The 10,209-nt window shown below is 71.1% G+C and carries 7 protein-coding genes, 5 tRNA genes and 1 pseudogene; 3 read left to right on the top strand and 10 right to left on the bottom strand.

The genetic code is table 11. The features are described from left to right. Positions 1–276 precede the first annotated feature (276 nt). Positions 277–993 (top strand): IclR family transcriptional regulator NdgR, encoded by a 717-nt coding sequence (gene ndgR / locus ACFWP3_RS40725; RefSeq protein ID WP_007266782.1) that lies wholly within the window; start codon positions 277–279, stop codon positions 991–993. A gap of 159 nt (positions 994–1,152) precedes the next feature. Here the strand turns inward: ndgR and ACFWP3_RS40720 are convergent. The 10 genes from ACFWP3_RS40720 to ACFWP3_RS40675 form a co-directional block, all read right to left on the bottom strand. Next, positions 1,153–1,225: transfer RNA gene (locus ACFWP3_RS40720), tRNA-Glu, on the bottom strand. Between the two features lie 27 nt (positions 1,226–1,252). Beyond that, positions 1,253–1,324, bottom strand: a tRNA-Gln gene (locus ACFWP3_RS40715). 24 nt (positions 1,325–1,348) lie between these two features. Further along, a tRNA-Glu gene (locus ACFWP3_RS40710) sits at positions 1,349–1,421 on the bottom strand. A 61-nt stretch (positions 1,422–1,482) separates the two neighbouring features. Next, positions 1,483–1,555, bottom strand: a tRNA-Glu gene (locus ACFWP3_RS40705). Positions 1,556–1,582: 27 nt separating this feature from the next. Beyond that, a tRNA-Gln gene (locus ACFWP3_RS40700) sits at positions 1,583–1,654 on the bottom strand. Positions 1,655–1,739: 85 nt separating this feature from the next. Then, positions 1,740–2,468 (bottom strand): HAD family hydrolase, encoded by a 729-nt coding sequence (locus ACFWP3_RS40695; RefSeq protein ID WP_384231781.1) that lies wholly within the window; start codon positions 2,466–2,468, stop codon positions 1,740–1,742. A 10-nt stretch (positions 2,469–2,478) separates the two neighbouring features. Further along, positions 2,479–3,153, bottom strand: coding sequence for a DUF4241 domain-containing protein (locus ACFWP3_RS40690; protein ID WP_384231779.1), 675 nt, complete (start codon positions 3,151–3,153; stop codon positions 2,479–2,481). An 80-nt stretch (positions 3,154–3,233) separates the two neighbouring features. Beyond that, on the bottom strand, positions 3,234–4,712 hold the full coding sequence (gene gltX / locus ACFWP3_RS40685) for a glutamate--tRNA ligase (protein WP_384231777.1): 1,479 nt from the start codon (positions 4,710–4,712) through the stop codon (positions 3,234–3,236). After that, entirely contained in the window at positions 4,705–5,493 is a 789-nt protein-coding gene (locus ACFWP3_RS40680) for a fumarylacetoacetate hydrolase family protein (RefSeq protein ID WP_384231775.1), read from the bottom strand. The genes gltX and ACFWP3_RS40680 overlap by 8 nt, the downstream gene beginning before the upstream one ends. A 94-nt stretch (positions 5,494–5,587) precedes the next feature. Further along, positions 5,588–5,776, bottom strand: coding sequence for a hypothetical protein (locus tag ACFWP3_RS40675; protein WP_384231773.1), 189 nt, complete (start codon positions 5,774–5,776; stop codon positions 5,588–5,590). Positions 5,777–6,354: 578 nt separating this feature from the next. On the opposite strand from ACFWP3_RS40675, the gene ACFWP3_RS40670 reads away from it, so the two are divergent. Both ACFWP3_RS40670 and ACFWP3_RS40665 read left to right on the top strand, forming a co-directional pair. Then, positions 6,355–10,107 carry a nitrate- and nitrite sensing domain-containing protein gene (locus ACFWP3_RS40670; protein ID WP_384231771.1) on the top strand — a complete coding sequence of 1,251 codons (3,753 nt, stop codon included), beginning with the start codon at positions 6,355–6,357 and terminating at the stop codon, positions 10,105–10,107. After that, positions 10,108–10,209, top strand: a pseudogene (locus tag ACFWP3_RS40665) (roadblock/LC7 domain-containing protein); the annotation flags it as partial.

The following is a 10,209-nucleotide window of genomic DNA, read 5'->3' as shown; positions in this document are numbered from 1 at the left end:
AGGTGCAGATCGATGAAGAGGAGATCGGGCTCGCCCTCCGCGCGCCGGACGACATGATCGTCCCAGACCTTCTCCGCGAGTGTCCTACCCATCGCTTTCCCTCCGGCCGGCCGGTTGTGCCGGCGCTTCATAGAGATCTTGTGCGCCGTGCCGTCCGTACCCCACGTCCCGGACGACGGCTCGGACCCAGTGGTTCGTGGACCCGCACATACAGACTCGCTGTTTCTTGGAAAAATTGAACTTGCGTTTCACAGTGTGAGACGCGAATATCGTTTCATGGACAACTCTAGCGGCGTCGGCGTTCTCGACAAGGCAGCTCTGGTACTGAGCGCACTGGAGTCCGGTCCGGCCACCCTCGCCGGGCTGGTCGCGGCGACAGGGCTCGCACGACCCACGGCACATCGCCTTGCCGTGGCTTTGGAACACCACCGGATGGTGGCGAGGGACATGCAGGGCCGGTTCATCCTCGGCCCGCGGCTGGCGGAGCTCGCCGCCGCGGCCGGCGAGGACCGTCTGCTGGCCACGGCGGGACCGGTACTCACCCACCTCCGCGACGTGACGGGCGAGAGCGCGCAGCTCTACCGCCGTCAGGGAGACATGCGCATCTGCGTGGCGGCCGCGGAGCGGCTGTCGGGCCTGCGGGACACCGTCCCGGTGGGCTCCACGCTCCCGATGAAGGCCGGCTCGGCCGCGCAGATCCTGATGGCCTGGGAGGAGCCCGAGCGGCTCCACCGCGGTCTGCAGGGCGCGCGCTTCACGGCGACGGCGCTCTCGGGCGTACGGCGCCGCGGCTGGGCGCAGTCCATCGGTGAGCGGGAGCCCGGCGTGGCCTCCGTCTCGGCGCCCGTGCGCGGGCCGTCGAACCGGGTGGTGGCCTCCGTGTCGGTCTCCGGGCCGATCGAGCGTCTGACCCGCCACCCGGGCCGGATGCACGCCCAGGCCGTCATCGACGCGGCCGCCCGCCTCACGGAGGCCCTGCGCCGCTCCGGCTGACCTTTTCCCTCTTTGCCCACACCCCCGGGCCCGGGGGCGCGTACGACGCCGCACACGTCCGAACACGCGCCTCCGGGCCCGTACTTACGAGGGGCCCGGATGTGGGCGGACATGACGAAGAGGCCCTCCGCGATGAACGCGGAGGGCCTCTTTCGTGCGTACCCCCGACCGGATTCGAACCGGCGCTACCGCCTTGAGAGGGCGGCGTGCTAGGCCGCTACACAACGGGGGCAAGCCTTGCAACTTTCGCTGCACTGCGCTGGGCTACCAGGACTCGAACCTAGAACAAAGGAACCAGAAACCTTCGTGTTGCCAATTACACCATAGCCCAAAGTGGTCTATACCAGACCAACAGTACCCCCGACCGGATTCGAACCGGCGCTACCGCCTTGAGAGGGCGGCGTGCTAGGCCGCTACACAACGGGGGCCCTAGCGATCCTGCATCAAGACGTACGGGAGCTACCCAGGACACCTCACGGGAAGGATCTGTACCCCCGACCGGATTCGAACCGGCGCTACCGCCTTGAGAGGGCGGCGTGCTAGGCCGCTACACAACGGGGGCTAAGCACTGCGTTACTGCTGCACTGCGCTGGGGTACCAGGACTCGAACCTAGAATAAGGGAACCAGAAACCCTCGTGTTGCCAATTACACTATACCCCACCAAAAGTCAACCCCCTGCGGGGTTTTCTTTCGAGTGGCGCCCCCGTCCGGCCTTTCGGCCCGCTCGGGCGGCGCAGAAAGAACATTACCGGATGCCTGACCGTGCTCCAAAACGGGTATCGGCGGCCAGCAGCTCGGGCAGCAGGTCAAGGCCCTCGATACGGTGCACGCCGGCGGGCCCCTCCCCCCGGCCGCCGTCGCGGTCGAGCCAGATGGCGAGCAGCCCGGCGTCACGGGCCCCGCGCGCGTCGATCTCCGGCTGGTCCCCCACGTACGCCACCTCGCCCGGCGGCAGCCCCAGCGCCTCGCACGCGGCGAGGAAGGCGCCCGCCTCGGGCTTGCTGATCCCGAGCTCCACGGCGCAGACCAGCACTTCGAAGCGGTCGCGCAGGCCGAGGTCGCGCAGCTTGGGGTCCTGGTTGGCGGTGGAGGAGTTGGTGAGCACCCCGTGCCGGTATCCGGCCGCGAGGGCGTCGAGGGCGGGCACGACGTCGGGGAAGACGACCCAGGCGGCCTTGTAGTGCGTGACGTACTGGTCGAACCAGGCGTCGGCCTGCCCGTCGGTCATCCCGGGCCGCTCCAGGAACTCCCGCACCCGGTCCCGCCGCTGCCCCTGGAAGGTGCCCTCGCCCCCGGCGAAGCGCGCCCAGTGCCGGTCGGTGATCTGCCGCCACAGCGCGAGGGCCTGCGCGGGGGTCCCGTACCGCTCCGCGATCCGCTCGGCCTCCAGATGCCGTGAGAGCCCGGCGGCATCGGCCCCCGTGTAGTCGAAGAGGGTGTCGTCGATGTCCCAGAGCACGGCACGGATCGGCATGGAGCCGAGCCTACGCGGTGGCCTCGCGCCGCGCGGGCACGACGAAGAAGTCGGTGAGAAAGCAGGTCACACCGCCGTCCGCGTCCCGTCCGGTCCAGGTCGGATACACACCGTCGCCCCAGCCCGACTGGAAGACCGCCGCCTGCCGGCCGCCGGGGCCGGTGATCACGTACGGACCGGGAGACCGGTACCCGTCGGCGAGGAACGGGGCGCGCAGCAGCTCCCTGGTGGCCTCGCGGTCGGCGAAGTGCGGCCCGGCGGCCGCGTCGTGGAACGAGCCGACGCCCGCGTCCACGCCGTAGCCGTAGAACTCCTCCGGGCCCAGGTCGCCCGCGCACTGCGCCCCGCTGAGCGCCGGCTCCCAGGACACCGTCGGCGCCTGCGTGATCACGAGCCGCACGGCGGCGAGATCCTGATGGGGCGACGCCTGCGCGGGCTCGTCGGCCGGGTGCCAGGTGACGAGTGCCGCTTCCAGCCGGTAGCGCCCCGGGCTCACCTGATCGCGGAACGGAGGAGTCCCCGGCGTCAGGCCCAGATAGGCCATGGGGTCGCAGGCCACCAGCCGCCCGCTCGGCAGCCACAGCGTGCCCCCGTCGACCACGGACAGGGTCCCGAGGTCCCCGTCGTCGCGGAAGGCGTTGCCCGGCGTGAAGTGCCAGGAGTAGTCGGGAGCGGTCAGCGGCACAGCGGGTCCTTCCGGATGGGGGCGGGAACGCCGGAAGGGGCGGTCGCCTGGTGGCGGCCGCCCCTTCCAGGGGTGCGGGATCAGGCGGCGAGCTTGGCCAGGGTCGCGTCGATGCGGGACAGGGAGCGGTCCTTGCCCAGGATCTCGAGGGACTCGAACAGCGGCAGGCCGACCGTCCGGCCGGTCACGGCCACGCGGACCGGGGCCTGGGCCTTGCCGAGCTTGAGGCCGTGGGCCTCTCCGGCGGTCAGGACGGCCTGCTTGAGGGACTCGGGGTCCGACCAGTCGGCGTTCGCGAGGTTCTCGCGGGCCGTCGTGAGCAGGGCCGCGGGCTCGCCCTTCATCGCCTTGTCCCACGAGGCCTGGTCCTCGACCGGCTCCTTCAGGAACAGGAAGTCGACGTTGGCCGTGATGTCCGACAGGACGGTGACGCGGGTCTGGGCGTACGGGGCGATGCGCTCCCAGGCCGCGGCGTCGAAGTCCTCGGGCGCCCAGTTGGCGTGCGGGGCCTGGAGCCACGGGGCGCAGGCGTCCGCGAAGGCCTTCGGGTCGAGCAGGCGGATGTGGTCGCCGTTGATCGACTCGGCCTTCTTGAGGTCGAAGCGCGCCGGGTTGGCGTTGACCCCGTCGATGTCGAACTTCGCCACCATCTCCTCGATGGAGAAGACGTCCTGGTCCTTGGAGAAGGACCAGCCGAGGAGCGAGAGGTAGTTCAGCAGGCCCTCGGGGAGGAAGCCGCGCTCGCGGTACAGGTTGAGCGAGGCCTCGGGGTCGCGCTTGGAGAGCTTCTTGTTGCCCTCGCCCATGACGTACGGCAGGTGGCCGAAGGCGGGGGTGGTCTTGGCGACGCCCAGCTCGATCAGCGCCTTGTACAGGGCGATCTGGCGGGGGGTCGACGAGAGGAGGTCCTCGCCGCGCAGGACGTGCGTGATCTCCATCAGCGCGTCGTCCACCGGGTTGACCAGGGTGTAGAGCGGGGCGCCGTTGGCCCGGACGATGCCGAAGTCCGGCACGTTCTCCGGGGTGAAGGTCAGCTCGCCGCGGACCAGGTCGGTGAAGGTGATGGGCTCGTCGGGCATCCGGAAGCGGACGATCGAGCTGCGGTGCTCGCCCTGGTAGGCCTCGACCTGCACGGTGGTGAGCTCGCGGCAGTGGCCGTCGTAGCCGGAGGGCTTGCCGGCGGCGCGGGCGGCCGCGCGGCGCGCGTCGAGCTCCTCGGTGGTGCAGTAGCAGTGGTAGGCGTAGCCGCCGTCCAGGAGCTTCTGCGCGACGTCCTTGTAGATGTCCATGCGCTCGGACTGGCGGTACGGGGCGTGCGGGCCGCCGACCTCGGGGCCCTCGTCCCAGCTGAAGCCGAGCCAGCGCATCGAGTCGAGCAGCTGGCCGTAGGACTCCTCGGAGTCGCGGGCCGCGTCGGTGTCCTCGATGCGGAAGACGAACGTACCGCCGTGGTGGCGGGCGAACGCCCAGTTGAACAGGGCGGTGCGGACCAGGCCCACGTGGGGGTTGCCGGTCGGGGAGGGACAAAAACGTACGCGGGGGGAGTTCGCGTTAGCCACGCTTGATCACCTTGTTGGTGAGAGTGCCGATGCCTTCGATGGTGACGGCGACCTCGTCGCCGACGTTCAGGGGGCCGACTCCGGCCGGGGTCCCCGTGAGGATGACGTCGCCCGGGAGCAGCGTCATGGCCTCGGTGATGTGGACGATCAGATCCTCGATGGAGCGGACCATGTCGCTGGTGCGGCCGAGCTGGCGCTGTTCGCCGTTGACCGTGCACTGGATGGTCAGGTCGGCCGGGTCCAGGTCGGTCTCGATCCAGGGGCCGAGGGGGCAGGCGCTGTCGAAGCCCTTGGCCCGGGCCCACTGCTTCTCCCGCTGCTGGACGTCGCGCGCGGTGACGTCGTTGGCGCAGGTGTAGCCGAGGATCACGTCCTTGACGCGCTCCTTCGGGACCTCGCGGCACATGCGTCCGATGACCACGGCGAGCTCCGCCTCGTGGTGGACGTCCTGGGAGAAGGAGGGGTAGGTGATCGGGTCGCCCGGGCCGACCACCGAGGTGGAGGGCTTGAAGAAGGTGATGGGGGCGTCCGGGACCTCGTTGCCGAGCTCCGCCGCGTGCTCCGCGTAGTTGCGGCCGATGGCCACGACCTTGTTCGGGAGCACGGGCGGCAGCAGGCGCACCTTGCTCAGCGGGACCTTCGTGCCGGAGAGCTCGAAGTCCGCGAACGGGATGCCCTTGATGATGTCGAGGACGAGCTCGCCTTCGGCGCCGGGGGCGGCATCGCCCTCGACCGCGCCGAAGGCGACATTGCCGTCGATCGAGAACCTGGCGATGCGCACGTGTTGCGTCTGCCCCTCTGTATGTCCGCTGGCTGGAGTCTGCGGCTCCAGGCTAACGCGGTCGGCAGGGGCGCTTCGCCCTCATTTGCCGGGGCTACTGCGCGGCGGCGGCCTCCGGGGCCTCCATCAGGATGGTGCGCCGGGGGTTGGCGGTCTGCGTCGGCAGCTCGACGGCGTGCTCCGGGGTGGCCGGGGCCGCCTGCAGGTCCTCGGCGTCCTTGAGGTGCGCGAGGGTGGTGCGGCGGGGGTTGGCTATGTTGCGGAACATCGTCGTCGTCTTCATCGGGGTTCGGGGTCCTCGGGTTCGATCTGGATGTCGGTTGTGGCACGCGCCGGCCTCGGCGCCAACCCTTTAAGGGGTAAGGCTAAACATCCGAATCCCTCACGGAACCGGGAAGTAATGGCCATGGCCGTGTGAGTTTGCTCACCAGCGACCAGGCATTACCGGCATAACGGACAGTCAACTCCGCACCACGAAACGGACATTGCGCCACTGAATGCGCCATTCCGCTCCTGATCATGGCGACTGGGACACCTTGCCAGTCACCGTGTTTGCATGGTGTAAGTCCGGTTTCTCCCGAAAGCAGTCCCACATCCTGTAGCACCCCTGTCACAAGCCGTCACCGACTCCCCGGGCGGGCGCTCGCACCTTGTTGGAGATCCTCCACTGTGCTGGAATTCGCGGGACCGCCGCGGGAATCAGCCGGCGCGCAGGTGGCGCGACACAGCGCCGAGCGCGGCGGCAACGAGAGGGAGACGCGCCGGTCACCGACGACCACCATGGGGCCGTTAGTGCCCCACGACTCGACACCGTCCCACCGGTCGCCCGGCGGGACGCCTGGTCCAGAGGTTGCGACGCTAGTGCAGGGACGATTCAAGAGGGATGGCAAGGGGTCTCCCCAGGCCCGCCAGGGCCGAGGGGAAGCCGCGGCTGACCAGGAGCCCCGCGGCGGGACCGACCGTGGCTCCTCGCCCCAGCACGCCCAGAACCGCGGGCCGGCTGTCGAAGGCGGTGGTCCCGACGTCTCCGCCTCGGTGAAGGCGCGGGCGAAGGGCCGCGGCACGCCCGTCAAGGCCCAGGCCGGGGCGGTCGAGCAGGACGTGGCGATACCGAAGGCCCCCAGTGGGCCCGGTTCCCGCCTCGCCATGCAGAACTGGCGCATCAGCACGCGACTGGTGTCGCTGCTGACCCTGCCCGTCGTCGCCGCCACCACGCTCGGTGGCGTCCGTATCAACGACTCGCTCAACGACATCGCGCAGCTGGAGCACATGCAGCTGCTGACGACCATGACCCGGCAGGCCACCAACCTGGCCGCCGCGCTCCAGGAGGAGCGCGACAAGTCCGCGGGTCCGCTGTCCGCCGACAAGTCCGGCAAGGTCAACAGCACCGTCAAGGGCGTCCGCGAGCACACCGACGCCGCCGCCGAGGCCTTCGCCCGTGCGACCGACACGGTCGACAGCACGGAGGACAAGGACGAGACGCTCAAGTCGATCCGCAACAACATCCTGCAGATCGGCCGCCAGCTCACCCTCATCGAGGACATCCGCAGCAAGGCGTACGCGAACGGCGCCCAGCAGACCGTCACCGAGTACAACAGCCTCATCGTCTCGCTGCTCTCGCTCTCCCAGGACATGGCGCAGGCCACCTCCAGCCCGGAGATGATCAAGCGCACGCGCGCCCTGTCGGCGTTCTCCGCCGCCAAGGAGTACGCGTCCGTCCAGCGCGCGATCATCGCCGCCTCGCTCCCCGACAGCAACGAGCGGCAGGGCGAGCTGAAGGAGAACGACCGTCTGTACGCGCTCTCCGCGCTCAAGGGCGAGCAGCAGTCGAAGAAGACCTTCGAGCTGGTCTACCAGGGCAAGTCCGAGGAGCTCCTCGCGTCCCTCGGCGACGGCAACACCGAGATCGGCACCGCCGACCACTACGCGCGCCGCGTGCTGAGCACCAAGGACCAGTTCCTCAAGGAGAAGAACCGGTCCTGGATGGACTGGTACGACGCCGACGACGTCAAGCTCCAGGCGATGGGCCGCATCGAGCTGTCGCTGCTCGAGGACATGGAGCAGAAGGCCCGCGAGCTCAAGAACGAGTCGCAGCAGGACGCCATCATCAACGGTGCGCTGATCCTCCTCGTGCTCGGCGTCTCCCTCGTCGGCGCCTTCGTCATGGCCCGCTCGATGATCCGCTCGCTGCGCCGCCTCCAGGACACCGCGACCCGCGTGGCCCAGGACCGCCTCCCCGAGCTCGTCAAGCAGCTGTCCGAGTCCGACCCGCAGGACGTGGACACGTCCGTGGAGTCGGTCGGCCTGCACACCCGCGACGAGATCGGCCAGGTGGCCGCGGCCTTCGACGACGTGCACCGCGAGGCCGTCCGCCTCGCCGCCGAGCAGGCCCTCCTGCGGGGCAACGTCAACGCGATGTTCACCAACCTCTCGCGCCGCTCCCAGGGCCTCATCCAGCGTCAGCTCTCGCTCATCTCCGAGCTGGAGTCGCGCGAGGCCGACCCGGACCAGCTGTCCTCGCTCTTCAAGCTCGACCACCTCGCGACCCGCATGCGCCGTAACGGCGAAAACCTCCTCGTCCTCGCGGGCGAGGAGCCGGGCCGCCGGTGGACCCGCCCCGTCCCGCTCGTCGACGTGCTCCGTGCCGCCGCGTCCGAGGTGGAGCAGTACGAGCGCATCGAGCTGGCGGCGGTGCCCGGCACCGATGTCGCCGGCCGCGTCGTCAACGACCTCGTGCACCTCCTCGCCGAGCTGCTGGAGAACGCCACCTCGTTCTCCTCCCCGCAGACCAAGGTCAAGGTCACCGGCCACGCGCTGCCCGACGGCCGCGTGCTGGTCGAGATCCACGACACCGGCATCGGCCTCTCCCCCGAGGACCTCGCCGCGATCAACGAGCGGCTCGCGTCGCCGCCGACCGTGGACGTCTCCGTCTCCCGCCGCATGGGCCTGTTCGTGGTCGGCCGCCTGTCCCTGCGACACGGCATCCGCATCCAGCTGCGCCCCTCCGACTCGGGCGGTACGACGGCCCTCGTCATGCTGCCGGTGGACGTCGCCCAGGGCGGCAAGAAGCCCGGTGGCCAGGGTCCCGGTCCGCAGGGCGGCCCCGGCGGCGGTCAGGGCGGACCCGGCGGGCAGGCTTCCGTGCCCGGCGCGGCCTCCCGTCCCCCGGTGGGCGCGGCTCCGCAGCGCGGCCAGGTCGCCCCGGGCGGCCAGCGCGCCGCCCTGCCCGGCCGCGACGGCTCCCAGGGCCAGCAGCGCCCGCAGGGTGCGCAGAACCAGCAGAACCAGCAGAACCAGCAGGCCCCGCTGAACCAGCAGGGCTCCCAGGGCGGTTGGTCGCCGCAGCAGGGCGGCCCGGTCGCTCCGGGTGCCCGCCCGCAGCAGGGTGCGACCACCAGCGGGCAGGGCCAGGCCGGCTTCGGCTCCGGTGCGCCGCTGGCGGGCCGCGGTCCGCAGGCCCGTCCGGCCGCCGCGCCCACCGCGTCCGGCCAGTCCGGCTTCCCGCAGGGCAACGGCTTCGAGCGTCCGCAGCAGCCCCAGCAGCCCCAGCAGCCCCAGCAGCAGCAGGCCCAGCCGCCGCAGCAGCAGCCGGCCGCCCCCGCGGCGCCCGCCTCGCGCGGCGCCCGGCCGCAGCTGCCGCCGCGCGGTGGCGCCCCGCGGCCCGAGCTCCCCGGTCCGCAGACCACCAGCTGGGGCGCCGACCAGGCCCGTGGCCACGACGAGCTCTCGGGCCCCGGCTCGACGGCCGAGTTCGCCCGCCCGGACTTCAACGCCCCGATGCCCCAGGCCAACGCCGGCGGCAACAGCACGACCGGGCAGTTCGAGCGTCCGGACGTACGCGGCCCCGTGGACCCGTCCGCGACCGGCCAGTTCGCCCGCCCGGGCACCTACCAGCCCACCGGTCAGCCCCAGCGGCCCGGCGGTCCCGGCGTCGGCGGCTTCCCCCGCCAGCCCCAGGCCCCGCAGCAGCCGCAGCCGCAGCAGTTCCAGCAGCCCCAGGCTCCGCAGCAGCAGGCCGGCGGCTACGCCCCGGCGCCGCAGCGTGCCGAGGCTCCCGGTCTGCCGCAGGGCCACCGGCCCGAGGCGCTGCCCCCGGCGCAGAGCTCCGGCGACGCCCGCAGCCCCATCTTCGACACCCTGGAGTCGAACTGGTTCCGCGAGGAGGGGCAGCAGCCCGCCGCGCAGGCACCTTCCGTACCGCAGCAGCCGCAGCAGTCCGCCCCGGCGGTCCCTGCTCCGCAGCAGCTGCCGCAGCGCGGCCAGGCGCCGGCCGAGTCCGCCACCGCGGCGACCGGCGCCACGCCGACCGTCAGCTGGCGGTCCTCTCCGAACGACGAGCTGATGCGGCAGGCCGAGCGGGTTCGCCAGCCCGCCGCAGGCGGCATCACCACGTCGGGGCTGCCCCGCCGGGTCCCGCGGGCGAACCTCGTGGCCGGCACCGCGCAGCAGCAGGCCGAGGCGCAGGCCGGTCCGCAGGTCTCGAGGGCACCGGACGACGTCCGCGGCCGTCTGACCAACCTGAGGCGCGGTATCCAGCAGGGTCGTCAGGCCGGCAACAGCGGCCCGGCTACCGGCAGTTACCACATCGACCCCACTTACCAGCAGGAGCGATAGTTGAGTTCGATGAGCCAGGCGGCACAGAACCTGAACTGGTTGATCACCAACTTCGTGGACAACACCCCTGGGGTGTCCCACACCGTGGTGGTCTCCGCCGAC

This window comes from Streptomyces sp. NPDC058525 (assembly GCF_042719495.1).
In the GTDB taxonomy this organism is placed as follows: domain Bacteria; phylum Actinomycetota; class Actinomycetes; order Streptomycetales; family Streptomycetaceae; genus Streptomyces.
Note: the sequence above shows the minus strand (reverse complement) of the source record. Positions and strands in the feature narration are given on the sequence as shown.

What these genes read in the sequence shown, in the direction of transcription:
- ndgR (WP_007266782.1), top strand. Translation starts at nt 277, where the DNA reads ATGGACAACTCTAGCGGCGTCGGCGTTCTCGACAAGGCAGCTCTGGTA.
- ACFWP3_RS40695 (WP_384231781.1), bottom strand. Translation starts at nt 2,468, where the DNA reads ATGCCGATCCGTGCCGTGCTCTGGGACATCGACGACACCCTCTTCGAC.
- ACFWP3_RS40675 (WP_384231773.1), bottom strand. Translation starts at nt 5,776, where the DNA reads ATGAAGACGACGACGATGTTCCGCAACATAGCCAACCCCCGCCGCACC.